We start from the raw sequence: 24,527 nt of genomic DNA, 5'->3' as shown, positions 1-24,527 counted from the left end.
TTTAGCATTTTGTTTTTTGCACACAAAATACTCAGGCCGTCTGAAGATTGCCTTTCAGACGGTCTGAAGTTTAATTTTGCCTTATCTTTTTTCCTGACGGCGTATCAGATACACCGCCAACAGTGCAAACAAAACCGTCGGCAATGCACCGGCCAAAAACGGCGGCACGCCGTACAACTGGCTGGTAAAGCCGAAGAGCCGTCCGGCAAAGTGGAACAGCAAACCGAGACAGATACCGCCGAAAAGTTTCAAGCCCATATTGCCGTGGCGCGTGGTTTGCGGCGTAAAGGCGAAGGCAACAAGCGCCATCACCCATGCGGCAACGGGATACACCAGCTTGCGCCACCATGCGATGGCATAGACTTGGGTATTTTGGTTGTTTTTTTCCAGATGGTCGATGTAGGTGGTCAATTCGCCGACAGACATTTGGTCGGGCTTAACGAGTAATACGTCCATCAGGTTGCGCTTGACGGAAATCGGCCAGTTTTCCTCTGCGGCAGTAGAAACCTCGACTTTATCTTCGCCCAATATGCTGCGGCGGATGTTTTTCAACTGCCAGCTGCCGTCGGGATTCAAAACCGCTGATTCGGCTTCTGCTGCTTGAGTCAGTTCGTTTTTATCGTTGCGCTGCCAAATTTTGATGCCTAAAAGCGTATGGTCGGGCAACATTTCGCGCACGTTGATGATGCTGTTTTTTTCTTTTAGCCAAAGGCCGGTATTACCGGTGCTGATTTTGCCGTTGATGGCGGCAGCTTTGATGTTTTCAGCTTTTTGGCTCAGCGTGGGGGCAACCCATTCGCCGAGCGCAACGGTGGCAATAGCGAAAATCAAACCAAACTGCGACAGAATCAACAGCAGCTTTTTGGTGCTCATGCCGCTGGCTTTGATAACGGTCAGCTCACTGCCGGAAGCCAGTTGGCTGAGGGAAATCAGGCCGCCGATCAAAACGGCAAGCGGCATCAGTTCATATGCGCGCGCAGGCATCTGCATTAAAACATACTGCCCCAATTTTGCGCCGTTATAGCTGCCTTTTCCAAGATCGCCGACTTCGTTGATGATTTCAAAAAAGCTGTACAAAGCGAGGAAGGCAAGGAGGGCGTAAACCGCCATAACCGCCATTTGACGGATGATGTAACGTGAAATCAGGTTCATTTTCCGCCTTTCAATGTCAGACTTTTGGCAACCGCCTGCCAAAAGGGTTGGCTGGGCATACTGCGTACGCGCAGCAGGACAACGGCAATCACAAACATGATGATGTGCATAGGCAGCAGTCCGAGCCAGAAATGGATTTTGCCGTCTTCCACGGCATTGCGCAGAAATGTCAGCCCGTTTTGGTAAACCAAAAACAAACCGATGGCAATCAAGATATTGTAGGTGTGGCCACTGCGCGGATTGAAATAGGAAAGCGGCACGGCAAGCAGACACAGCAACAAAACGCTGACGGTCAAGGAAATACGCCACATCAATTCCGCTTGGTGTTGGGGATTGCTGCTACCAATCAGTTGGGATGTCGGGATGGTACGGCGGTGTGAAACAGGGTCGATGAGTTTGGGCGTGGTGCTGATAATCAGGCTGAGGTGTTGGAAAGAAACGCGGTTGTAATCGGCTTTGCCGGGCGTACCGCTGTAACGGTAGCCATCGCGCAATTCAAGCGTGCGTTTGTTGTCGGTCAGCGAAAAATTGCCCTCTTTGGCAAAAACGATGTTGTCGTTGCCGTTTTTATCCTGCTCGCGCAGGAACAGGTTTTTCATGATGCCGGATTCGGTATCGAAGGTTTCGACAAAATAAACCCTGCCGTTGCGCTTGCCCAAGTTATTGAACTCGCCGGCTTCCACCAAAGACAATTCCTGCTTCTGCTTCAAAATTTCGGCATATTCACGACTGCGCAACTCTGCCCACGGCATCACCCAAAGCTGCATGACGGCAATCAAAATGGCAAACGGCACGGCAAACTGCATGACCGGGCGTATCCATTGTTTCAATGCCAATCCGCAAGAGAGCCAAACCGACATCTCGCTGTCGCGCCAATAGCGGGTCAATACGGTCAATGTACTGATAAATGCGGTCAACACCAGCAAAAGCGGGGTCATGCCGATTACCCAGAAGCCAACTAAGGCCAACACGGCATCGATGGCGACACGCCCGTCGGCTGCGCGGCCAAGCAGGTTGATGGCCTGCGTCGACACCAATACCGCCAAGAGGACGACAAAGATGCCGACGGCGGTAAAGGAAAGTTCTTTAATAAAGTTTCTTTGGTAAATCATAAGATTGAGCGTGGTATACGGTTTATGGGAAACCTATATTTATTAATAAGGCTTCAGACGGCATGACACAAATGGAGTACAATGATTTTCATCTGTTCGGACGGTTGGTCAACAGGCCGTCTGAACAACCGACAACCGTTCCAATCAGGAGAATAAACGTGAAATTTAGCACAAAAGCCGAAACTTTGCAGGCTCAACAGGCAGGTGCGCAATTATTTGTCTGCGCCGAAGCATCGCAACTGAACAACCCGACTGCCCTCGCCCTCTTCGCTTCCCTTGAAGAAGGTCAAAATTTCGCCGACACCAAAATCCCGACGGACAACGGTTTGCAAGCCATTGCCGTCGCCCGCCTCGAAAAAACCGACCGCGCCGCATTGAACAAAGCTGCAGCCGAAGCCGCCAAATGGGCGCAAAATCAAGAAACAGTCAATGTGGACGTTCACGCCTTTGAAAAAGCGCAAGCCGCCGCCGTTGCCGAAGCGTTTGCGATTGCGTTCGGCAATGCTGCCTACCGTTTCGACCGCTATAAAAAAGAAGCCAAACCGGCCAAATTTGCAGAAGCCGCGTTCCACAGCGCACACGAAGCCGCCGTCAAAGAAGCCCTGCGCGTTGCCGAAGCGCAAGTTTACGGACAAAGCCTCTGCCGTGACTTGGGCAATGCCGCGCCCAACGAGTGCACACCTGAATTCCTCGCGCGTACTGCCAAAGCTGAAGCCGAAAAATTGGGCGCACACGCTAAAATCATTGAAAAAGACTACATCAAAGAAAACATGGGTTCATTTTGGTCTGTTGCCAAAGGCAGCGTCGAAGACCCATATTTGGTCGAACTGAGCTATTTCGGTGCGGCCGACAAAGAAGCCGCGCCTGTGGTATTGGTCGGCAAAGGCATTACCTTCGACACCGGCGGCATCTCCCTCAAACCCGGCCTGAACATGGACGAAATGAAGTTTGACATGTGCGGCGCGGCAACCGTCATCAGCACCTTCTGCGCCGCCGTCAAACTGCAACTGCCGATCAACCTGATTGCCATCGTCGCTACTTGTGAAAACATGCCTTCCGGCGCGGCAAACAAACCGGGCGACGTTGTGAAAAGCATGAAAGGTTTGACCATCGAAGTGTTGAACACCGATGCCGAAGGCCGTCTGATTTTGTGCGACGCGCTCACTTACGCCGAACAATTCAAACCCAAAGCCGTCATCGACGTCGCTACCCTGACCGGCGCGTGCATCATCGCCCTGGGACATGACGTCAGCGGCGTAATGGGCAACAATCAAGATTTGGTCGACAGCCTGCTGGCCGCTTCCCGCAACGTGGACGACAAAGCATGGCAACTGCCGCTCTTTGAGACCTACAAAGACCAACTCAAATCCAACTTTGCCGACATTCCAAACATCGGCACGCCGGGTGCAGGCACGATTACCGCCGCCACATTCCTGTCTTACTTTACCGAAGACTATCCATGGGCACACCTCGACATCGCAGGTACCGCATGGAAATCCGGCGGTGAAAAAGGCGCGACCGGCCGCCCTGTTCCATTATTGTTGAACTATCTGCGCAACGTGAAATAAATCTTGGGGGAAGCCTGCGGGGTTAATCGTTTCAACCCCGCAGGCCGTCTGAAAACGGAATCCGCATTATCTGACTCAACCTGACAAACGGAGAACCGCCATGAAACCACTATTTGCCGCATTATCTGTCGCCCTTCTGCTCGGCACATCTCTAAACGCCCAAGCCGCCGAACAAACCACCCCCACCGACCGCAGCATCCAAGTGTACAAAAAAGCCGACTTAGCAGAATGGAACCGCGAAAACGCAGCCGGAGGCCAAGGCCCCTTGCTCGGCAACTTTGCCTTCACGCGCCATCAAACCGCCGACCAAGATGCATTCAAAGAAATCGGCTGGCTCACATTACCGCCGGGCGCTTCCATCGGCCAACACAAACATACCGGCAATGAAGACGTTTACATCATCGTATCCGGCAAAGGCCTGTTTACCGACAGCGAAGGCAAACAAACCGAAGTCGGCGCAGGAGACATTACCATCGCCCGCCCCGGCCAGTCCCACGCACTCAAAAATATCGGCAAAAAGCCGTTGGTATTCTTGGATTTGATTGCAGAGACTGCTGGCGCTAAAGCCGCTGAAACCAAGTAAATTTTCAATGAAAACAAATAATCTGCCGTGATTTAGAACCAGGCAGCAGAACGATTGTTCCGTTTTCATTTAAACCCGTATACAAACCAAAGGCCGTCTGAAAACCACGCTTCGTTTTCAGACGGCCTTTTTTCTCAAAAATCTTATCATATTAATAATGAAATGTTATATAATAACATCCTTTCGAAATATGATGAGAAACTAAAATGACACAAACCACACTCAAACCCATTGTTTTATCTATTCTTTTAATCAGCACCCCCATCCTCTCCCAAGCGCATGAAACCGAGCAGTCGGTTGACTTGGAAGAGGTTACCGTCGTCGGTAAAAGCCGTCCGCGTGCAACGTCGGGGCTGCTGCACGCTTCGACCGCCTCCGACAAAATCATCTCCGGCGATACCTTGCGCCAAAAAGCTGTCAACTTGGGCGATACTTTGGACGGCGTACCGGGCATTCATGCCTCGCAATACGGCGGCGGCGCATCCGCTCCCGTTATTCGCGGTCAAACAGGCAGACGGATTAAAGTGTTGAACCATCACGGCGAAACGGGCGACATGGCGGACTTCTCGCCAGACCATGCCCTGATGGTGGACAGCGCCTTGTCGCAACAGGTCGAAATCCTGCGCGGCCCGGTTACGCTCTTATACAGCTCGGGCAATGTGGCGGGGTTGGTCGATGTTGCCGACGGAAAAATCCCCGAAAAAATGCCTGAAAACGGCGTATCGGGCGAAGCCGGATTGCGTTTGAGCAGCGGCAATTTGGAAAAACTGACATCCGCAGGCATCAATATCGGCTTGAGCAAAAACTTCGTGCTACATACCGAAGGCTTGTACCGCAAATCGGGCGATTACGCCGTACCGCGCTATCACAAAGAAGAAGGCCGTCTGAAACGCCTGCCCGACAGCCATGCCGATTCGCAAACAGGCAGCATCGGGCTGTCTTGGGTAGGCGCAAAAGGCTTTATCGGCGTGGCGTACAGCGACCGCCGAGACCAATACGGCCTGCCTGCCCACAGCCACGAATACGATGGTTGCAGCGCCGACATCATCTGGCAAAGTAGTTTGATTAACAAAGGCTATTTGCGGCCTTATCCGCACTTGTTGACCGAAGAAGACGTCGATTACGACAATCCGGGCTTGAGCTGCGGTCTCACGACGGTGACGGTGCACACGCACACACCCACAGCGGCAGACCGTGGATAGACCTGCGCAACAAACGCTACGAACTTCGCGCCGAATGGAAGCAGCCGCTCCCCGGTTTTGAAGCCCTGCGCGTGCACCTGAACCGCAACGACTACCACCATGACGAAAAAGCAGGCGATGCAGTAGAAAACTTCTTCAACAACAAAACACACAACGCCCGTATCGAGTTGCGCCACCAACCCATAGGCCGTCTGAAAGGCAGCTGGGGCGTTCAATATTTACAACAAAAATCCAGTGCTTTATCTGCCACATCCGAAGCAGTCAAACAACCGATGCTGCTTGACAATAAAGTGCAACATTACAGCTTTTTCGGTGTAGAACAGGCAAACTGGAACAACTTCACGCTAGAAGGCGGCGTACGCATGGAAAAACAAAAAGCCTCCATCCAGTACGACAAAGCATTGATTGATCGGGAAAACTACTACAACCACCCCCTGCCCGACCTCGGCGCGCACCGCCAAACCGCCCGCTCATTCGCACTTTCCGGCAATTGGTATTTCACGCCACAACACAAACTCAGCCTGACCGCCTCCCATCAGGAACGCCTGCCGTCAACGCAAGAACTGTACGCGCACGGCAAACACGTCGCCACCAATACCTTTGAAGTCGGCAACAAACACCTCAACAAAGAGCGTTCCAACAACATCGAACTCGCGCTGGGCTACGAAGGCGACCGCTGGCAATACAATCTGGCACTCTACCGCAACCGCTTCGGCAACTACATTTACGCCCAAACCTTAAACGACGGACGCGGCCGCAAATCCATCGAAGACGACAGCGAAATGAAGCTCGTGCGCTACAACCAATCCGGCGCCGACTTCTACGGCGCAGAAGGCGAAATCTACTTCAAACCGACACCGCGCTACCGCATCGGCGTTTCCGGCGACTATGTACGAGGCCGTCTGAAAAACCTGCCATCGCTGCCCGGCAGGGAAGATGCCTACGGCAACCGTCCTTTCATCGCACAGGACGACCAAAACGCCCCTCGCGTTCCAGCTGCGCGCCTCGGCGTCCACCTGAAAGCCTCGCTGACCGACCGTATCGATGCCAATTTGGACTACTACCGCGTGTTCGCCCAAAACAAACTCGCCCGCTACGAAACGCGTACGCCCGGACACCATATGCTCAACCTCGGTGCAAACTACCGCCGCAATACGCGCTATGGCGAGTGGAATTGGTACGTCAAAGCCGACAACCTGCTCAACCAATCCGTTTACGCCCACAGCAGCTTCCTCTCTGATACGCCGCAAATGGGCCGCAGCTTTACCGGCGGCGTAAACGTGAAGTTTTAAAATCTGACAGGCAAGAAAAAAAGGTTTTCAGACGGCCGTCTGAAAACCTTTTTTTCTTGTTTTAACCAATCATTTAAAACTGACTATTAATCTTTCAACACATCGCGCACAGCCGCTTGAATTTTAGCCGCCGCTGCTTCGATTTGCTGTTGTTCGGTAGATTGGCTTGCCACTGTCTCAACCGGAGCAGCTTGAGAAGCCGGAGTAGCTTGAGGAACAGCTGCGGCTTTAGGCTCAGATTCAGTTTGCGGCGCAGTCAGCGGCAAACGCGCCAATACAGTGCTGACGCCGGTAACTTTATCGCCAATCGCCACTTGCGCCTGCGCATCGACAGGCAGATACATATCCACGCGCGAACCAAAGCGGATAAAGCCATAGCGTTCGCCACGAGACAGTTTCGCACCTGCTTGGGTGTAGCACAAAATACGGCGCGCCACCAAACCGGCCACTTGAACAAAAGTAATTTCACGACCAGAAGCCGTAGTCGCCAACACCGCATTACGTTCATTTTCCGTGCTGGCTTTGTCCAAATCCGCATTCACGAATTTGCCTTTGTTATAGACCACTTTCGTTACCGTACAATCGGCAGGCGATTTTTGCGAATGCACGTTGAACACGTTCATAAAAATACTGATTTTCAAAGCATCGACATCACGATACGGATCGCGTGCGCGCTCAACCACCACGATACGACCATCAACCGGGCTCAACACCGCTTCAGGGTTTTGCGGAATTTCACGCGCAGGGTCGCGGAAAAACTGCAGGGCAAATACGGTAAACACCCAAAACGGCAAAGACCACCAGCCGCCACACATCGACACCAGCAGGCTCAAAGCCAAACCGCCGCCGATAATCGGCCAGCCCTCACGGGCGATAATCGGGTGGGGATACAAACGGTTCATCACTTATCCTTCATTTAATAATTTCAAAATTGCCGCCATTATATCTGAAACTCCAAACATTGAGGCCGTCTGAAATGTTCAGACGGCCGGTGTCTTTTGTAAAAAATACTCAACATAGATAAAGTTTCAGTTTCGGCAACACAATGACGCAGCATCCTCAACCAGCGGCTCACACGAGCCAACAACTCGCCACAAATATCATTTTGACCAAACCCCCGCCCTCAATTATCTCGATAAGCCCAGTATGACCGCCAATACCAGCCAAATCCAATGCCGACGGCGCGATGTAGAAAACAAAGCACGTTGAGACAGCAAACGCGTTTGGCTCAACTGATACGCCACATCGGCCAACATTACCAAGCGATTAGTCTGCCGAGCATTCCCTTCTTCCGCTTTACGCAGTTTCAAATTTTCCGCTTCAATCCGCAGCCGCACCAGCTTGGCTTCCAAAAGCAGCAGCTCGCGCGCTTCTTCATACTCCTGTTGCTTCATCGTCCGCATCCTTGTCTATCTCACCGCGCAAATACGCAATGTCCGATCGAATATCCTGCAAGGTCTCAACCACACGGCTGCCCTGCTTCCGATAATCTGCCGATACTTTGCAGAACAATACGGCAATAATCAGCAGGCTCACAAAGAAAATGCCGAAAAATACCCACAAAGCAGCCACATCCGACAGCACGCGGTTCAAGCCAAATAGCAAACCGACCAAGCCCACCATCAACAGCGCGCCGGACAACACCAGCCAGATTGCTAAACGGAACACATTCTCCGCCTGACGCGTCAAATCCAAGCTCAATACCTGCAAACGCAACAGCAGCAAATCCGCGCCCTGATTCAACAAAGCCTTGCCATGCTCAAAACGCTGGCGAATTCCCATCTCGATTATCCTTTTTCTTAGGAAGCATAAGGCTAAGGCCGTCTGCACGGCGCAATGAAATCCATGATTTCATGTACACGCCTGTTCAGACGGCCTTAACATATTCACATTAACGACGGTTCAACAACACACCGACAACCAAACCGGCCAATGCGGCAAAACCCATTGCATAATATGGTTTTTCATGCACCACTTCATCAGCTTGTTTGGCACCTCGTTTCAAGCGTGCACCAGCATCAGCTTCAAATTCGGCAAAGCGCTCTTTGCCTTCTTTCAAACGCTCCTGAGCCGCTTCTTCAAACTGCTCGTATTTTTCACGCGCACGTTCGGCATGATGGCGCAAACGCTCGCCGGCCTCTTCTTCAAAACGACTCAAACGCTCTTTGGCCACGGCCAATTTTTCTTCCAATTTGGCTCGGGCTTTGCTGCCCTCTTCCGAACCGGCTTCAATACCATTGCGGTACAACTCTTCCACATCATCCATCACTTCTCGGATGTCTTTCAGCAAAGCCTCGCGACGTGCTTCAAAATCGTGTTTTTTCATGCTTCTCTCCTTGATATAGGTTGATATGGTTACAGAATATTTATCTGTTAATAAATTATAACCGTTTATTCTAAAATAAACGTTAATTTAAATAAAATTAAGTGCTTATTATGAAAACAACCCAATGAAATTTAAAAAAGGCCGTCTGAAAACTTCAGACGGCCTTTTCAATTCAGCTTAAAGACTCAAGTCTTATGCCAAACCTTTTGCTTTCAACACTTCCAGCATGGTAGTGCCCAACTCGGCAGGGCTGCGGGTGTAAGCGATACCGGCTTTTTCGAAAGCGGCGAATTTTTCTTCGGCAGTACCTTTACCACCTGAGATAATCGCACCGGCGTGGCCCATACGTTTGCCTTTAGGAGCGGTAACACCAGCAATGTAACCGACAACAGGTTTGGTTACGTTGGATTGGATGTATTCGGCTGCCTCTTCTTCCGCAGTACCGCCGATTTCACCAATCATGATGATGGCGTCGGTATCTGGGTCTTCTTGGAAGAGTTTCAGTGCGTCGATTTGGTTCATACCAGGAATCGGGTCGCCACCGATACCGATACAGGTTGATTGACCCAAGCCCAGTTTGGTGGTTTGTGCCACGGCTTCGTAAGTCAATGTACCGGAACGGGAAATAATACCGATGCGGCCCGGAGTGTGGATGTGGCCCGGCATAATACCGATTTTGCACTCACCCGGAGTAATCACGCCCGGGCAGTTAGGGCCGACCAAGCGAGTACCGTTGCCGTTGGTTTCCAAGTAACGTTTGGCTTTGAGCATGTCCAGAGTTGGAACGCCTTCGGTAATCACAACGACCAAGCCTACGCCTGAATCAACTGCTTCAACGATAGAATCCAAAACAAACGGAGCTGGAACGTAAATTACAGATGCGTCAGCGCCGGTTTCTTTAACGGCTTCTTTCATGGTGTTGAATACAGGCAGATTCAGGTGGGTTTGACCGCCTTTGCCTGGGGTAACGCCGCCGACAACTTTAGTGCCGTAAGCCAGAGCTTGTTCGGAGTGGAAAGTACCGTTTTTACCGGTGAAACCTTGAACCAATACTTTGGTGTCTTTATTAATCAATACGCTCATTCTTTTCTCCTTAGGCGTTTACGGCTGCAACAATTTTTTCGGCTGCGTCATTCAGGCCGTCTGCAGAAGTCAGTTTCAGACCTGATTCGTTCAGGATTTTCGCGCCGAGTTCGGCATTGTTACCTTCCAAACGAACAACGACAGGAACGTTGACGTTGATTTCTTTAACGGCTGCCACGATGGCTTCCGCAATCATGTCGCAACGTACGATACCGCCGAAGATGTTGATCAATACGCCTTTAACGGATTTGTCTTCCAGAATCAGTTTGAACGCTTCAACCACGCGGTCTTTGGTTGCACCGCCGCCAACGTCCAAGAAGTTGGCAGGTTGGCCGCCTTTGAGTTTGATGATGTCCATAGTGGCCATTGCCAAACCGGCACCGTTAACCATACAGCCGATGTTGCCTTCCAGGGCAACATAGTTCAGGTCGAATTCAGAAGCTTTCAGCTCACGTTCGTTTTCTTGAGATTTGTCGCGCAATTCAGCGATTTTTGGCAGGCGGTAGAGCGCGTTGCTGTCGATACCGATTTTGCCATCTACGCAAGCCAGCGCGCCATTTTCGCGAACTGCCAATGGGTTTACTTCAAACAGGGCGAAGTCGTTTTCGATAAACGCTTTGTACGCACCGGTCATCAGTTTGACGAACTCGTTGATTTGTTTGTCTTTCAAGCCCAGTTGGAACGCAACTTCGCGAGCTTGGCAAGGTTGCAGGCCAACCAGCGGATCAACGGTTACTTTGAAGATTTTTTCTGGAGTTTCGGCAGCAACTTTTTCGATTTCCACGCCACCTTCGGTAGAAGCCATGAATGTAACGCGTCGGGTAGAACGGTCAACCACTGCGCCCAAGTACAGCTCGGTTTGAACAGGATACATATCTTCGCAAACCAAAACGCTGTTGACAGGTTGGCCGTTGGCATCGGTTTGGTAAGTTACCAAGTTGGTGCCAATCAGGCTTTCAGCCACTTCTTTAGCTTCTTCGCGGCTTTTAACGACTTTTACGCCGCCCGCTTTACCGCGGCCGCCGGCGTGTACTTGTGCTTTGACAACAGCGAATTTGCCGCCCAATTTGTCGTAAGCTGCAGCGGCTTCTTCGCCGTTGTGTGCCAAAATACCGCCTTGCACGGGCAAACCGTAGCTAGCCAGCAGTTCTTTAGCCTGATACTCGTGTAAATTCATGGATTTCTCCTTAAGGTGAGTGGGTTTTAGGAATCGCCCTGCGGCCAATCCCATATTTTCAGACGGCCCTACTATTTACTGAAGGGCAACCACATCCGCGCCAGCAGATACATGGTTGCGCCGCCTCCTCCGAGAATAAAAAAGACAATGCCTTTTTTACGCGAATTCGGGCAGAGCAGATAAACGGCAAGGCTGAAACTGATAAACAACAATGCCACGCGCCAAACCAATTCTTTATCTTTGAAACGGTTGAGCGTATAAGTTTCGGTCATCATCACATACATTTGCCACAATGCGGCCATACACATGCTGATGATGCCCATCGGTATAAAGAAAATACCGACTATTTCTTTGTTCATAATGAATGTAAATGCTGTTTGTTTGTCTGACGGAATTATAAATCAGAAAACGAAGCTCTCGAAACATTCAATTTGTCGGAGGCCTTAAGGCCGTCTGAAAAGTTTCAGACGGCCTTAATGTCTATCAACCGTGCAAAGCGCGTTTGTCGGCCGCCAATGCAGCTTCGTGAACCACTTCGGACAAGGTTGGGTGGGCATGGATAATGCGGGCGATGTCTTCGCTGCTGGCGAAGAATTCGAGCGCAGTCACGCCTTCGGTAACCAATTCGCTGACAACCGGGCCAATCATGTGTACGCCCAAGATACGGTCGGTTTTGGCATCTGCCAATACTTTAACCGTACCTTTGGCTTTGCCCATTGCCAATGCGCGACCGTTCGCGCCGAAACCTGAAGTACCTTTTTTGTACTCCACGCCTTCGGCTTTGAGCTGCTCTTCGGTTTTACCCACCCAAGCGATTTCAGGATCGGTGTAAATCACGAACGGTACGTTGTTGAAGTCGATATGCGGTTTTTGACCGGCAATACGTTCGGCAACGGCTACGCCTTCGTCGCTGGCTTTGTGTGCCAACATCGGACCGCGAACCACGTCGCCGATTGCCCATACGTTAGGCAGGTTGGTACGGCATTCGCCATCTACTTTGATAAAGCCGCGCTCGTCTTTTTCCAAGCCTACGGCTTCGGCGTTCAGGCCTTTGGTGTTTGGAATACGGCCGATGGCAACGATCAGTTTGTCGAATACTTCGGTTTTGGCTTCGCCGGCAGCTGTTTCGTAAGCAACGGAAACGCCCTTGCCTTCAGATTTGATGTCGCCGATTTTCACGCCCAATTCGATGTTCAAACCTTGCTCTTTGGTGAAGTATTTGAAGGCTTCTTTGGCGATTTGTTGGTCGGCGGCGGCCAGGAAGGTCGGCGCGGCTTCAAGAATGGTAACTTCCGCACCCACGCGGTTCCATACGGAACCCATTTCCAAACCAATCACGCCGGAACCGATCACGCCGAGTTTGGCAGGCACTTCGGTCAGGTTCAATGCACCTTCGTTGTCCAATACGTTTACGTTGTCGATGGCGACTTGTGGCAGCGGACGCGGTACGGAACCGGTGGCTACGATGACGTGTTTGGCTTCGATAACGGTTTTCTCGCCTTTGTTATCGACTTCGATTTGGTAAGCATCGCCATTTTTACCGGCAAAGGAAGCAGTACCGAACAGGCTGGTTACTTTGTTTTTTTGGAACAGGAATTTCACGCCGCCGGTCAGCTTGGTCACGATGGCATCTTTGCGCTCAATCATTTTGGCCGCGTCGAATTTTACGTCGCCGACAGTGATACCGTGTTCGGCAAAATCGTGTTGCGCAGCGTGGAAATGTTCGCTGGATTGCAACAGGGCTTTAGAAGGGATACAACCTACGTTCAAGCAAGTACCGCCCAATGCAGGGGCATTGCCTGCTTTGTTAACACCTGCATCAACGCAAGCGGTTTTGAAACCCAGTTGCGCGGTACGGATGGCGGCAACGTATCCGCCCGGGCCTGCACCAATCACTACTACATCATATTGAGACATCGTGTCATCCTTTGCTTTTAGCAGTATCTCAAAATAAAAACGATACTTTTCGTTTCTTTTTTATTTTGAATGACTGCGTTTTGATGGTTTTAAGAAAAGGCCGTCTGAAAGTCCATATCTGTCGATTCATTCGAATCAAATGTTTCAGACGGCCTCAATCGTTCGTTGAGCCTATTGTAGCACGATACTACATTACGCTACATCTAAATAAAAATTCAGACGGCCTTTTCATTAATAAATAAAAGGCCGTCTGAAACGATTACAGATCCAACAACAGGCGAGCTGGGTCTTCCAACGCGTCTTTAATGGCTACCAAGGTCAATACAGCTTCGCGGCCGTCAATGATACGGTGGTCGTAAGACAGAGCCAGATACATCATTGGACGGACAACAACTTGGCCGTTTTCAACCACAGCGCGCTCTTTAGTGGCGTGCATACCCAAAATCGCAGATTGAGGCGGGTTGATGATCGGGGTAGACATCATAGAACCGAAAGTACCGCCGTTAGTAATACTGAATGTACCACCGGTCAAATCTTCGATAGCGATTTTGCCGTCTTTGGCTTTTTTCGCGTAATCAACAATTGCTTGTTCGATGTCGGCAATGCTCATTTGGTCGGCATCGCGCAGGATTGGCACAACCAAACCGCGTGGGCTACCAATTGCGATACCGATGTCGAAGTAGCCGTGGTAAACGATGTCTTTGCCGTCAACAGAAGCATTCACAACCGGGTATTTTTTCAGGGCGGCAACAGCGGCTTTAACGAAGAAGGACATAAAGCCCAATTTCACGCCGTGTTCTTTCTCGAATTTATCTTTGTACTTCGCACGCAAGTCCATGATTGGTTTCATGTTGACTTCGTTGAATGTAGTCAGAATGGCGTTTTCTTGTTGAGAAGCCAAGAGGCGTTCTGCAACACGGGCACGCAGGCGGCTCATTGGTACGCGTTCTTCAGGACGTGCGCCGGCAGGCAGTGCAACGGCAGGAGCAGCGGCTGCGGCAGGTTTGGCAGCAGCATTTTGTACGTCTTCTTTCAATACGCGACCGTCACGGCCGGAGCCTTGCAATGCGTTCACGTCAACACCGGTCTCGGCAGCCAGTTTGGCAGCGGCAGGCATAGCGGCGTTGTTTTGTGCAGCAGCAGGAGCGGCGGCTGGGGCTGCTTCGGCAGAAGCGGCGGCAGGTGCTTCAGCAGCGGCAGTAGCAGCTGTATCGATACGAGCCAAAACTTGGTCGGCAACAACGGTTTCACCGTCTTGCGCTACGATTTCAACTAATACGCCGGCTTGTGGAGAAGGTACTTCCAAAACCACTTTGTCAGTTTCGATATCGATCAGGATTTCGTCACGGGCAACTGCTTCGCCAACTTTTTTCTTCCATTCCAAGAGCGTGCCTTCAGATACGCTTTCAGACAGCATAGGTACTTTTACATCAATAATCATTTTGTGTCTCCAATGGCCCTTTCAGACGGCCTGTTGTGTGTTTTTAATTCTGCATATGGGCATTCCGCCTGAGCAGCCTCAGACGGAATGCTACTTGGTTTACAACGCCAAAGCGTCTTCAACCAATTGTTTCAATTGAGCAATATGTTTGCTTGAGTAGCCCACTGCAGGCGATGCACTGCTTGGACGACCGGCATAAGACAGTTTTTGCTCTTCGCTGATAACGTCTTCGATGCGGTGGCGGATTTGGTAGAACGCGCCTTGGTTTTTCGGCTCTTCTTGCGCCCAAACCACAGATTTTGCATTCGGATATTTCGCCAGTTCAGCTTTAACCTCTTCATATGGGAACGGATACAGCTGCTCAACGCGGACGATAGCAACATCATCTTCCAGTTTACGCTCGGCACGGCCGGCTTCCAAGTCATAGTAAACCTGACCGGCACACAATACCACGCGTTTCACGCTGTCGCTGCTTGCGCGTTCTGCAGTATCGCCGATAACCGGACGGAAAGTCGAACCTTCGGTGAAGTTTTCCAGCGGGCTCATTGCACCTTTGAAGCGCAACAGGCGTTTGGACATGAAAATCACCAGCGGTTTGCGGTATGAACCCAAGACTTGACGTTGCAAGAGGTGGAACATTTGCGACGCTTCAGACGGCATGATGACTTGCATATTGTTCTCAGAACACAGTTGCAACCAACGCTCTACGCGTGCAGAAGAGTGCTCAGGACCTTGACCGTCGTAACCGTGCGGCAGGATGGTGGTCAGACCGCACAAGCGACCCCACTTGGTTTCGCCTGAAGACAGGAATTGGTCAATAGTCACTTGTGCGCCATTGGCGAAGTCACCGAATTGAGCTTCCCAAATAGTCAGCTTGTCAGGTGCGGAACAAGCAAAGCCGTACTCGAACGCCATCACGGCTTCTTCGTTCAAAATGGAGTCAATAACCAGGAACTCGCCCATGCCTTCGCCCATATGGCGCAGAGGAACATAAGTACCGTCGTCCCATTTTTCGCGTTTTTGATCGTGCAATACTGCATGACGGTGTGAGAATGTACCGCGGCCGGAGTCCTCACCGGAGATACGCACGCCATGACCTTTGGTCAGCAGGCTTGCGTATGCGAGGGTTTCAGCCATACCCCAGTCGATGGCTTGTTTGCCGGATGCCATGGCTTTACGCGCTTCGATCACACGTTTTGCAGTCGGATGCAGGGCAAAGCCTTCCGGTACAGCGGTGAATTTCTCAGTAAGACGTTCAATGTCGGCAGCAGGCAAACCGGTTTCGATTTTTTCGCGCCAATCTTTACCTTGGTATTTGCTCCAGTCGATTTGTGTGCGTTGGAAGTTGCTCAAAGTTGTTTGTTCAACATGTTCGCCTTTGTCCAAAGCATCACGGTAGGCTTGAATGTAACCGTCAGCCTCAGCTTGAGTTACCACGCCTTCGGCAATCAGTTGTTCGGTGTACAAAGCACGCGCACCTGGGTGTTGCGATACTTTTTTGTACATCATTGGTTGGGTCAAGGTCGGATCATCGCCCTCGTTGTGGCCCCATTTACGGTAGCAGACAACGTCGACCACGATGTCTTTATGGAATTTTTTGCGGTAATCCAAGGCAGCTTGGATGGCAAAGCAAACGCGTTCAGGATCATCGCCATTCACATGGATAACCGGAGCGGAAACCATTTTCGCGATATCGGTACAGTGTACGGTTGAACGGGTATCGCGGGTATCGGAAGTCGTAAAGCCGATTTGGTTGTTGATCACGATGTGAACAGTACCGCCGGTGGTATAACCGCGTGTTTTAGACAGGTTGAATGTTGCTTGGTTAACACCCAAACCGATAAATGCGGAGTCACCGTGAATCAATACTGGCAAAACTTTATCACGGCCGTTTTCGCCCAAACGTTTTTGTTTGGCGCGCGCAGAACCTTCCACTACTGGGTTAACAATTTCCAAGTGTGACGGGTTAAATGCCAAAGAAACGTGCATCGGGCCGTGTGGCGTAGCGATGTCAGAGCTGAAGCCCATGTGGTATTTCACGTCGCCGCTAGGCAATTTGATTTCGGCTCGGCCTTCAAATTCGGCAAACAGATCAGCCGGTTTTTTGCCCAAAATGTTAACCAACACATTCAGACGGCCACGGTGTGCCATACCGATGATGACTTCTTCCACACCATCTTTACCGGCGTTTTGAATCAGGTAGTTCAAACCGGCAATCGCGCTTTCGCCGCCTTCTACACCAAAGCGTTTTTGACCGACATATTTGGTATGCAGGTAGCGTTCCAGAGTTTCGGCAGCAGTCATTTCTTTCAAGATACGGCGTTTTTGTTCAACGTTGTAGCTTGGTGTAGACAGTACGCTTTCAAAATAATTGCGAACCCAGCGACGCTCTTCGGTATTTGGAATGTAGATGTACTCTACCGCGATATGACCGCAGTAGGTTTGTTTGAGGTTACTGATGATTTGGGACAGAGGCAGTTTGCTCTGACCGGAAAAATCGCCCTCGCCCATATTGAACTGAAGCGCCATATCGGCATCTGACAGACCGTGGAATTTAGGATCGAGAGCTTCGATATTTTGAGGAGGAATACGTTTGAGCGGATCAAGTTGGGCTGCACCCACGCCTTGGATACGATAGGCAGAAATCAGTCGCAAAACGCTGACTTGCTTTTTCATCATTGCCTCATCCACACCGCCTGCAACGGCTGCGGCAATTTTCTTTTTAGCCAAAGTGGCAAATGATTCACGAATCGGTGTATGGGCAACATCGACAGCGACTGCGCCCGGCTGTTTACTCAAATCGGTAAAGTACTGTTTCCATTTTTCATCGACAGATTCCGGATTATCCAGAAACTTTTCATACAACTCCTCGATGTATGGCGCATTAGAACCAAACAGATAAGAGAAATTGAGTTTTTCGTCCATCATGGCGTGAGCTCTTTTCTTTAAAATATAAACAAAGGGTAGAATCCCGTGTTCTCCGAACGGAATTCAGGCCGTCTGAAATGACACTTTATTCTACCCTATTTCAAATCAAATTACCTGCTATCAACTTAATTAATTACGACCAACCTCATTGAAAACGGCAATTCGATTTTTTCAAACGACTTTTCAACAATATATTAATGTATTGTCTATTAGCGTTTATCTACCGGAACGTAATCGCGACGTTCTGCACCGGTATACAGTTGACGTGGGCGACCGATTTTCAGTGCTGGATCGCTAATCATTTCATGCCAATGAGAAATCCAACCTACACTGCGCGACAATGCGAAGATAACGGTAAACATTTCAGTTGGAATGCCCAATGCGGACAAGACGATACCGGAGTAGAAATCGACGTTTGGATACAGCTTGCGCTCAACAAAGAATGGATCTTTCAGTGCAATTTGTTCCAATTCCATCGCCAGCTTGAATTTAGGACTGTCTTCCAAGCCCAATTCTTTCAAGACTTCATAACAGGTTTCGCGCATGATGTTGGCTCGTGGGTCCATATTGCGGTATACGCGGTGACCGAAGCCCATCAGACGGTATTTGCGTTGTTTCACACCTTCCATGTATGCAGCAACATTAGACACATCGCCGATTTCGTCCAGCATCTTCAACACAGCTTCGTTTGCACCGCCGTGTGAAGCACCCCACAGACAGGCGATACCGGCAGCGATACAGGCAAATGGATTCGCACCAGAAGAGCCGGCCAAACGTACAGTCGAAGTAGAGGCGTTTTGCTCGTGGTCGGCATGCAAAATAAAGATGCGGTCGAGCGCGCGAGCCAATACTGGATTAGGTTTGTATTCTTCACATGGTGTTGCGAACATCATGTGCAAGAAGTTTTCAGCATAGGAAAGGTTATTTTTTGGATAATTGAACGGCAGACCGTTGGAATAACGGTAACACATTGCCGCAATTGTCGGAATTTTGGAGATTAAGCGGTAAATCGCAATTTTGCGGTGTTCAGGGTTAGTAATATCCAAGCTGTCTTGATAAAACGCAGACAGCGCGCCAACCACACCCACCATCATCGCCATCGGATGCGCATCGCGACGGAAACCGCGGAAGAACCAAGTCAGCTGTTCATGCAGCATAGTATGGCGACCGACTGTGGTATCAAATTCTTTTTTCTGTTCAGAGGTAGGCAGTTCGCCGTAAATCAACAGATAGCAAACTTCCAAGTAATCGGATTTTTCGGCCAGCTGCTCGATAGGATAACCACGGTAATACAACAGACCTTCATCGCCATCAATATAAGTGATTTTGGATTCGCAACTTGCAGTTGACACGAATCCGGGGTCGAAGGAAAACAGACCTGTATTTTTAGTCAAAGTACGAATATCAACCACATCATGGCCGATACTTGCTTCCAATACTGGCAGTTCCAAGGTCTCTTGATTTGGGGTGGTGAGCTTGACTGATTTAGACATTCTTAAACTCCTTTGTAAGTTGGGGCTTTCGTTGCCGCCCAAGCGGCACGGTCCTTTTTTTCAGACGGCCTTAGTATGGAAAGAGCTTGTTCGGATCGGCATCGCAAACAAGCTCTATAACACATCATGCCTGTCTGATTTTTTCAAGCATGGGAATCAGGTGTTTCTTGTCCGTCGCCGAATGTCCGTTAATCAAGGCAAGCAATTCTTGGTCTTGAAATTCGAGGATTTCGGAAAATTCAGACAATTCCTGATCACTCAGGTGCTCGAATTCTTTTTCCATAAACCTGCCGAAGATTAAGTCTAATTCCAACAATCCCCGGCGGGTTTGAAAACGGATTTTCCGTTTGGCAATATCGTCAAAAACCATCATTTCTTAAACGGCTCGTTTCAACATAATCTCTTTAATCTTACCGATGGCTCGGGTCGGATTCAAGTGTTTAGGACATACGTCTACGCAGTTCATAATGGTGTGGCAACGGAACAAACGGTATGGGTCGTTTAGGTTATCCAAACGCTCATTAGTGATGGTATCACGGCTATCCGCAATGAAACGGTAAGCATTCAGCAAGCCAGACGGACCAACAAATTTATCAGGATTCCACCAGAATGATGGGCAGGCAGTCGAACAGCAGGCGCACAAAATACATTCGTACAAACCGTCCAACTCTTTACGCTCTTCCTGAGTTTGCAGACGCTCTTTGTCCGCATCGATAGGGTTATCGTTGACAACGTAAGGTTTGATGGAGTGATATTGTTTGAAGAACTGGGTCATATCCACAATCAGGTCGCGGATAACAGGCAGGCCCGGCAGAGGACGGATTTTGACCGGCTGTTTCAGGCTGCGCAAATCAGTCAGACATGCCAAGCCGTTTTTGCCGTTGATGTTCATACCGTCAGAACCGCAAATACCTTCGCGGCAAGAACGGCGGAAAGACAATGTATCGTCTTGTGCTTTCAGGCGCACCAAAGCATCCAAAAGTTTAACGTCGGTTGGTTCCAATTCCAACTCGTAACGTTGCATATAAGGTTTGGCATCAACGTCCGGGTTGTAACGGTAAATTTCAAAACTCATTTTTTCCATGAGAAGTGTTCCTTTTCTCATAAACTGCCCAATGATTTTGTATTATGGATTCAGGCAGTTCAATGTGGGTATGGTTAGGTTTCAGACGGCCTCCAAGATAAAGGCCGTCTGAAAACTCATCAATAAACGCGTTTGGCCGGTTTGATGTATTCCACGCTCAAAGGCTTGGTATGTACCGGTTTGTAAGACAAAGTATTGGTATCTGAATGATACAGCGTGTGTTTCATCCAGTTTTCGTCATCGCGCTCAGGATGGTCGTCTGAAGCGTGTGCGCCACGCGATTCTTTACGTGCTTCGGCAGACACCAAAGTCGCTTTCGCTACTTCAATCAGATTATCCAATTCCAAAGCTTCGATACGCGCGGTATTCCATACTTTGCTCTTGTCTTTGATTTCAGTACGTTTCACGCGCTCGGCAATCTCCATGATTTCTCGAACGCCTTTGCTCAGAATCTCATCGGTACGGAACACACCGGCATGCAGTTGTACGGAGCGTTGCAGTTCGCGACGCAATGCATCAACGTTTTCGCCACCGGTTTGATTGTCCAAACGCTCGATACGTTGGCGGGTCAATTCACCGGCATTAGCAGGCAGAGGTTTCCAGTCGCTTTGCTCTTTGATGAATTTAATCATACTGTCGCCAGCAGCTTTACCAAATACCACCAAGTCCAACAGGGAGTTGGTACCCAAGCGGTTCGCACCGTGTACGGAAGCACAAGCGCACTCACCTGCTGCATACAGACCTTTTACAGGTACTTCGTAATCTTCACCTTGTGGAACAACGACTTCGCCATGGTAGTTGGTCGGAATACCGCCCATCATGTAGTGAGTAGTCGGCACAACAGGAATCGGGTCTTTAATCGGGTCAATACCAGCAAACTGAATGGAAATCTCGCGGATGCCCGGCAGTTTTTCCATAATTTTTTCTGCACCGATATGGTCGATTTTCAGCAATACGTGGTCTTTGTTTTTACCGCAGCCGCGACCTTCGTAGATTTCCATCGCCATCGCACGGGAAACCACGTCACGGGAAGCCAAGTCTTTTACGGTTGGAGCATAACGTTCCATAAAGCGTTCGCCATCGGCATTCAACAGAATACCACCCTCACCGCGCACACCCTCGGTAATCAATACACCAGCACCAGCTACACCGGTCGGGTGGAATTGCCAGAATTCCATGTCTTCCAACGGAATACCTGCACGTGCACAAATGCCCAAACCATCACCGGTATTCATATAAGCATTGGTAGAAGAAGCATAAATACGACCGCCACCACCAGTAGCAAACATCACAGCTTTAGCGTGGAAAATATAAACTTCGCCGGTTTCCATTTCCATGGCAGTTACACCGACTACGTCGCCGTTTTCATCACGAATCAAATCTTGCGCTGTCCATTCCACAAAGAATTGTGTATTGGCACGGACGTTTTGTTGGTACAAAGTATGCAACATCGCATGACCGGTACGGTCGGCAACTGCACATGCACGTTCTACCGCACGTTTACCGTGTTCGGCAGTATGACCGCCGAAAGGACGTTGGTAGATTTTGCCACTTTCCACACGGTCAAAAGGCATACCCATGTGCTCCAACTCAATTACGGCTTCAGGCGCGGCGCGACACATAAACTCAATCGCATCTTGGTCACCCAACCAGTCGGAACCTTTTACGGTATCGTACATATGCCAATCCCAACGGTCTTCCTGCACATTACCCAATGAAGCAGAAATACCACCTTGAGCCGCTACAGTATGAGAACGGGTTGGGAACACTTTAGACAAAACAGCACAATTCAGGCCAGATTTAGACAATTGGAGGGCTGCGCGTAAACCTGCACCACCACCGCCAACAATCACGGCATCAAACTTGCGAACAGGAAAACTCATATTTACCCCCAAATTACTTTAACTGAATACACCAAGCAGCCTACCAACCAAACGATGGTGGCAACTTGTAAAAACAAACGCAAGCCGAAAGGCTTAATGTAGTCCATCCACAAATCGCGGATACCTACCCATGCATGCAGGAATACGGCCAAGAAGCTCACTTGGGTAAATACTTTCACCCAAGTCTGATCAAAAAATGCCTGCCATGCCGAATATTCTTTAGGCAACGTAAACAAAACAACCAAAAGAACCACGGTATACACCAGCATGATGACCGCAGTTGCACGTTGCATTGCCCAATCGCGCAAACCGTAATGCGCACCTGTCAATTTACGTTCTACCATAACAAAGCTCCCAAAACGACGGTCAGAATCAAAGCAGAAGCAAATACAACTTTAGCAGTAGCACGGGCAGTATTTAATTCCAAGCCTTTGTGTACATCCAAAAACAGAAAGCGGATACCGGCGAAAAAGTGGTGCAGATATGCCCACAACAGACCGATAAGGATCAGCTTCACAAACGGATTGGAGATAGCAGAACGATATGCTTCAAACGACGCTTCGCGATCCAGCGTTCCAGAGAAGAAATACAAGAGAACAGGCAGCATCACAAACAAGCCGACGCCGCTGATACGGTGAAGAATAGATACAATCCCCGGTATGGGCAATCGAATATTCGGAATTTCCAAAAATACCGGGCGTGATTTGGCGGACATGGTCAGTTCCTCTAGATTTATTATCAGCTCAAAACCTATAGCTCAGCACTACAATAAGCTACATAAACCATAATTTACCTGTTTTATCTCATTTTGAACAGTGCAATTTATGAATGCTCTAATGATTTTTACCAAAAGACTAATAAAATCAAACAATCATTCTTAGATTTTTTTTTGCGTGGCTAGCCTTTTTTGTTACTTTCCTGCAATTAAGCCATCTCCCCATCAAAGCACTTACGATAACATCATTATTGTTTGAGAATTGTATCTATTGTGAGATAAATTCTCACTCTTGATACCTAATCTTTACAAAGGCATAAGCCATTCTTAACTTATTACCATTGCATTATCACCACTACTCTTACATAGTTATACATTCAAAGACATTTCATCCATCTCTAGATGGACTAAAATACAGCACAACACCAACAATGTTTCCATACCTTATAAGGAAGCTGCATCATGACACACTCCCCTCATCAAAACACACCCGATCCGAAAGACTACATCCCCTCCTTCCGCCGTCGAAACTTGGACACATCCGGTTTTATGAAAAAACTCGGACGCTTTGCAGGCCGCCTGGGCAAACCTGTCGTCCGACAGCTTTATGCACTTTATTACCTTTGGGAATCCGAACACACGCCCAAACGGGCCAAAATGATTATTGTCGGTGCACTGGTTTATTTTCTCAGCCCCATCGACAGCATTCCCGACCTGCTGATTCCATTTGGTTTCAGTGACGACATTGCCGTCATTGCATTGGTTTATTCTCAGATGAAAAACTATCTAACCGAAGATATTCAAGAAAAAGCCCGTCAAGCGGCTGACAAGCTGTTTGGTTCTTAATTGGATGAAGTTCAACTACACATATATAAATAATAAGAAGAAGGCCGTCTGAATATTCAGACGGCCTTCTCAGTTTATGACTTTTTTATTTCAAAGGTTGCATACCCATAACTTCCATCAGGAAATTGGTAAACGCAGGATTGCTTGGCTTGGTATCCATGTTTTTCCAACGTTGCTGCCAACCGCGCAAAGCACCTTGGATGTACTGTTTGGATTGCTCGGTAGTAATTTCACCACGTTGGCTGTCAACGGCAGAACGCAGATAAACTTCGTACATACTGTCATCGACAGAGTTGCGTCCCACTTGTTGGATACGGAAGCGGTTCAAATATTGTGCAGCCTGAACTTTGGTCAGACTACCTTGGCTCACTTGGGTACTCAAGCGACGTGCTTCATCATGAATCTTGGAAACATCTGCCCAATGCGAAGGAGCCAAATGATAACCGGTAGCTGAAACTTGTGAATCAGCCTTAGGTTTCTTAACGTTGGTTGGTCGAACTGGCACTTCTTTCAATGTTGGAACATAAATCGATTCACAACCGGCAAGTGCCGCCAAAGCAAGGATAGGAAGAATGTATTTTTTCATAATGCGCATTATAAGCATGATTCGTTGAAGAAACCAACTTTTGAATAACGGTATTCAAAGCTCATTAACTGAATTACAACAGATTTCATACGATATCTCAAGCCCATACGCAAAAAAGGCCGTCTGAAAACGGCCTTTT

The 24,527-nt window shown here is 49.3% G+C and carries 22 protein-coding genes and 1 pseudogene; 4 read left to right on the top strand and 19 right to left on the bottom strand.

What is annotated here, in order from left to right:
- Nucleotides 1–81 precede the first annotated feature (81 nt).
- Both lptG and lptF read right to left on the bottom strand, forming a co-directional pair.
- Nucleotides 82–1,152 carry an LPS export ABC transporter permease LptG gene (gene lptG / locus O3661_RS05415; RefSeq protein ID WP_003745632.1) on the bottom strand — a complete coding sequence of 357 codons (1,071 nt, stop codon included), beginning with the start codon at nucleotides 1,150–1,152 and terminating at the stop codon, nucleotides 82–84.
- The gene (lptF, locus tag O3661_RS05410) at nucleotides 1,149–2,264 is read right to left on the bottom strand and encodes an LPS export ABC transporter permease LptF (RefSeq protein WP_371492569.1); all 1,116 of its coding nucleotides are present in this window, start codon (nucleotides 2,262–2,264) and stop codon (nucleotides 1,149–1,151) included. Before lptF ends, lptG begins: the two co-directional genes overlap by 4 nt.
- A 158-nt stretch (nucleotides 2,265–2,422) precedes the next feature.
- Between lptF and O3661_RS05405 the strand changes: the two genes are divergently transcribed.
- The 3 genes and pseudogenes from O3661_RS05405 (at nucleotide 2,423) to znuD (ending at nucleotide 6,909) form a co-directional block, all read left to right on the top strand.
- Nucleotides 2,423–3,832 (top strand): leucyl aminopeptidase, encoded by a 1,410-nt coding sequence (locus tag O3661_RS05405; protein ID WP_371492568.1) that lies wholly within the window; start codon nucleotides 2,423–2,425, stop codon nucleotides 3,830–3,832.
- A gap of 100 nt (nucleotides 3,833–3,932) precedes the next feature.
- Nucleotides 3,933–4,415 carry a cupin domain-containing protein gene (locus O3661_RS05400; protein WP_070649483.1) on the top strand — a complete coding sequence of 161 codons (483 nt, stop codon included), beginning with the start codon at nucleotides 3,933–3,935 and terminating at the stop codon, nucleotides 4,413–4,415.
- Nucleotides 4,416–4,621: 206 nt separating this feature from the next.
- Nucleotides 4,622–6,909 (top strand): annotated as a pseudogene (gene znuD / locus O3661_RS05395) (TonB-dependent zinc receptor ZnuD).
- Nucleotides 6,910–6,995: 86 nt separating this feature from the next.
- Here the strand turns inward: znuD and O3661_RS05390 are convergent.
- From O3661_RS05390 to sdhC, 16 genes are all read right to left on the bottom strand, one after another.
- Complete coding sequence (locus tag O3661_RS05390; RefSeq protein WP_036491530.1) at nucleotides 6,996–7,811, bottom strand: phosphatidylserine decarboxylase; 816 nt, start codon at nucleotides 7,809–7,811, stop codon at nucleotides 6,996–6,998.
- A 225-nt stretch (nucleotides 7,812–8,036) separates the two neighbouring features.
- Nucleotides 8,037–8,303 carry a hypothetical protein gene (locus tag O3661_RS05385; RefSeq protein ID WP_036491527.1) on the bottom strand — a complete coding sequence of 89 codons (267 nt, stop codon included), beginning with the start codon at nucleotides 8,301–8,303 and terminating at the stop codon, nucleotides 8,037–8,039.
- Complete coding sequence (locus tag O3661_RS05380) at nucleotides 8,284–8,691, bottom strand: phage holin family protein (protein WP_036491525.1); 408 nt, start codon at nucleotides 8,689–8,691, stop codon at nucleotides 8,284–8,286. The genes O3661_RS05385 and O3661_RS05380 overlap by 20 nt, the downstream gene beginning before the upstream one ends.
- Nucleotides 8,692–8,800: 109 nt before the next feature.
- A complete protein-coding gene (locus O3661_RS05375) occupies nucleotides 8,801–9,235 on the bottom strand; it encodes a YqjD family protein (protein ID WP_371492565.1) in 435 nt (144 codons plus the stop codon).
- 192 nt (nucleotides 9,236–9,427) lie between these two features.
- Nucleotides 9,428–10,318 (bottom strand): succinate--CoA ligase subunit alpha, encoded by an 891-nt coding sequence (gene sucD / locus O3661_RS05370; RefSeq protein WP_002221113.1) that lies wholly within the window; start codon nucleotides 10,316–10,318, stop codon nucleotides 9,428–9,430.
- Between the two features lie 10 nt (nucleotides 10,319–10,328).
- Nucleotides 10,329–11,549 (bottom strand): ADP-forming succinate--CoA ligase subunit beta, encoded by a 1,221-nt coding sequence (sucC, locus tag O3661_RS05365; protein ID WP_004519273.1) that lies wholly within the window; start codon nucleotides 11,547–11,549, stop codon nucleotides 10,329–10,331.
- A gap of 17 nt (nucleotides 11,550–11,566) precedes the next feature.
- On the bottom strand, nucleotides 11,567–11,854 hold the full coding sequence (locus O3661_RS05360) for a hypothetical protein (protein WP_004519272.1): 288 nt from the start codon (nucleotides 11,852–11,854) through the stop codon (nucleotides 11,567–11,569).
- A 124-nt stretch (nucleotides 11,855–11,978) separates the two neighbouring features.
- Nucleotides 11,979–13,412 carry a dihydrolipoyl dehydrogenase gene (lpdA, locus tag O3661_RS05355; RefSeq protein ID WP_371492563.1) on the bottom strand — a complete coding sequence of 478 codons (1,434 nt, stop codon included), beginning with the start codon at nucleotides 13,410–13,412 and terminating at the stop codon, nucleotides 11,979–11,981.
- Nucleotides 13,413–13,671: 259 nt separating this feature from the next.
- Nucleotides 13,672–14,853, bottom strand: coding sequence for a 2-oxoglutarate dehydrogenase complex dihydrolipoyllysine-residue succinyltransferase (gene odhB / locus O3661_RS05350; RefSeq protein ID WP_371492562.1), 1,182 nt, complete (start codon nucleotides 14,851–14,853; stop codon nucleotides 13,672–13,674).
- A gap of 99 nt (nucleotides 14,854–14,952) precedes the next feature.
- Nucleotides 14,953–17,781: a 2-oxoglutarate dehydrogenase E1 component gene (locus O3661_RS05345; protein ID WP_371492560.1), complete on the bottom strand. Its 2,829-nt coding sequence runs from the start codon at nucleotides 17,779–17,781 to the stop codon at nucleotides 14,953–14,955.
- A 209-nt stretch (nucleotides 17,782–17,990) separates the two neighbouring features.
- Entirely contained in the window at nucleotides 17,991–19,274 is a 1,284-nt protein-coding gene (gene gltA / locus O3661_RS05340; RefSeq protein ID WP_371492559.1) for a citrate synthase, read from the bottom strand.
- Between the two features lie 124 nt (nucleotides 19,275–19,398).
- On the bottom strand, nucleotides 19,399–19,647 hold the full coding sequence (locus tag O3661_RS05335; protein WP_003678830.1) for a succinate dehydrogenase assembly factor 2: 249 nt from the start codon (nucleotides 19,645–19,647) through the stop codon (nucleotides 19,399–19,401).
- A 3-nt stretch (nucleotides 19,648–19,650) separates the two neighbouring features.
- Complete coding sequence (locus tag O3661_RS05330) at nucleotides 19,651–20,358, bottom strand: succinate dehydrogenase iron-sulfur subunit (RefSeq protein ID WP_003678833.1); 708 nt, start codon at nucleotides 20,356–20,358, stop codon at nucleotides 19,651–19,653.
- A gap of 119 nt (nucleotides 20,359–20,477) precedes the next feature.
- Nucleotides 20,478–22,241 (bottom strand): succinate dehydrogenase flavoprotein subunit, encoded by a 1,764-nt coding sequence (gene sdhA / locus O3661_RS05325; RefSeq protein WP_070608055.1) that lies wholly within the window; start codon nucleotides 22,239–22,241, stop codon nucleotides 20,478–20,480.
- A 2-nt stretch (nucleotides 22,242–22,243) separates the two neighbouring features.
- The gene (gene sdhD, locus O3661_RS05320) at nucleotides 22,244–22,585 is read right to left on the bottom strand and encodes a succinate dehydrogenase, hydrophobic membrane anchor protein (protein WP_003678837.1); all 342 of its coding nucleotides are present in this window, start codon (nucleotides 22,583–22,585) and stop codon (nucleotides 22,244–22,246) included.
- The gene (gene sdhC, locus O3661_RS05315; RefSeq protein WP_003686156.1) at nucleotides 22,579–22,956 is read right to left on the bottom strand and encodes a succinate dehydrogenase, cytochrome b556 subunit; all 378 of its coding nucleotides are present in this window, start codon (nucleotides 22,954–22,956) and stop codon (nucleotides 22,579–22,581) included. Before sdhC ends, sdhD begins: the two co-directional genes overlap by 7 nt.
- 462 nt (nucleotides 22,957–23,418) lie before the next feature.
- On the opposite strand from sdhC, the gene O3661_RS05310 reads away from it, so the two are divergent.
- Entirely contained in the window at nucleotides 23,419–23,802 is a 384-nt protein-coding gene (locus O3661_RS05310; RefSeq protein ID WP_188209250.1) for a YkvA family protein, read from the top strand.
- 85 nt (nucleotides 23,803–23,887) lie between these two features.
- Here O3661_RS05310 and O3661_RS05305 read toward each other — a convergent pair whose 3' ends face one another.
- Nucleotides 23,888–24,388 (bottom strand): lipoprotein, encoded by a 501-nt coding sequence (locus O3661_RS05305; RefSeq protein ID WP_371492558.1) that lies wholly within the window; start codon nucleotides 24,386–24,388, stop codon nucleotides 23,888–23,890.
- Nucleotides 24,389–24,527: the final 139 nt, after the last annotated feature.

Source organism: Neisseria sp. 20925_1_37, assembly GCF_041433255.1.
Taxonomy (GTDB): Bacteria; Pseudomonadota; Gammaproteobacteria; order Burkholderiales; family Neisseriaceae; genus Neisseria; species Neisseria flavescens_D.
This window is presented reverse-complemented; position numbering and strand designations above follow the sequence as displayed.

Coding starts and splice junctions, on each gene's coding strand:
- lptG (WP_003745632.1), bottom strand. CDS start 1,152: ATGAACCTGATTTCACGTTACATCATCCGTCAAATGGCGGTTATGGCG.
- lptF (WP_371492569.1), bottom strand. CDS start 2,264: ATGATTTACCAAAGAAACTTTATTAAAGAACTTTCCTTTACCGCCGTC.
- O3661_RS05400 (WP_070649483.1), top strand. CDS start 3,933: ATGAAACCACTATTTGCCGCATTATCTGTCGCCCTTCTGCTCGGCACA.
- O3661_RS05390 (WP_036491530.1), bottom strand. CDS start 7,811: ATGAACCGTTTGTATCCCCACCCGATTATCGCCCGTGAGGGCTGGCCG.
- O3661_RS05385 (WP_036491527.1), bottom strand. CDS start 8,303: ATGAAGCAACAGGAGTATGAAGAAGCGCGCGAGCTGCTGCTTTTGGAA.
- O3661_RS05380 (WP_036491525.1), bottom strand. CDS start 8,691: ATGGGAATTCGCCAGCGTTTTGAGCATGGCAAGGCTTTGTTGAATCAG.
- O3661_RS05375 (WP_371492565.1), bottom strand. CDS start 9,235: ATGAAAAAACACGATTTTGAAGCACGTCGCGAGGCTTTGCTGAAAGAC.
- sucD (WP_002221113.1), bottom strand. CDS start 10,318: ATGAGCGTATTGATTAATAAAGACACCAAAGTATTGGTTCAAGGTTTC.
- sucC (WP_004519273.1), bottom strand. CDS start 11,549: ATGGGATTGGCCGCAGGGCGATTCCTAAAACCCACTCACCTTAAGGAG.
- O3661_RS05360 (WP_004519272.1), bottom strand. CDS start 11,854: ATGAACAAAGAAATAGTCGGTATTTTCTTTATACCGATGGGCATCATC.
- lpdA (WP_371492563.1), bottom strand. CDS start 13,412: ATGTCTCAATATGATGTAGTAGTGATTGGTGCAGGCCCGGGCGGATAC.
- odhB (WP_371492562.1), bottom strand. CDS start 14,853: ATGATTATTGATGTAAAAGTACCTATGCTGTCTGAAAGCGTATCTGAA.
- O3661_RS05345 (WP_371492560.1), bottom strand. CDS start 17,781: ATGATGGACGAAAAACTCAATTTCTCTTATCTGTTTGGTTCTAATGCG.
- gltA (WP_371492559.1), bottom strand. CDS start 19,274: ATGTCTAAATCAGTCAAGCTCACCACCCCAAATCAAGAGACCTTGGAA.
- O3661_RS05335 (WP_003678830.1), bottom strand. CDS start 19,647: ATGATGGTTTTTGACGATATTGCCAAACGGAAAATCCGTTTTCAAACC.
- O3661_RS05330 (WP_003678833.1), bottom strand. CDS start 20,358: ATGGAAAAAATGAGTTTTGAAATTTACCGTTACAACCCGGACGTTGAT.
- sdhA (WP_070608055.1), bottom strand. CDS start 22,241: ATGAGTTTTCCTGTTCGCAAGTTTGATGCCGTGATTGTTGGCGGTGGT.
- sdhD (WP_003678837.1), bottom strand. CDS start 22,585: ATGGTAGAACGTAAATTGACAGGTGCGCATTACGGTTTGCGCGATTGG.
- sdhC (WP_003686156.1), bottom strand. CDS start 22,956: ATGTCCGCCAAATCACGCCCGGTATTTTTGGAAATTCCGAATATTCGA.
- O3661_RS05310 (WP_188209250.1), top strand. CDS start 23,419: ATGACACACTCCCCTCATCAAAACACACCCGATCCGAAAGACTACATC.
- O3661_RS05305 (WP_371492558.1), bottom strand. CDS start 24,388: ATGAAAAAATACATTCTTCCTATCCTTGCTTTGGCGGCACTTGCCGGT.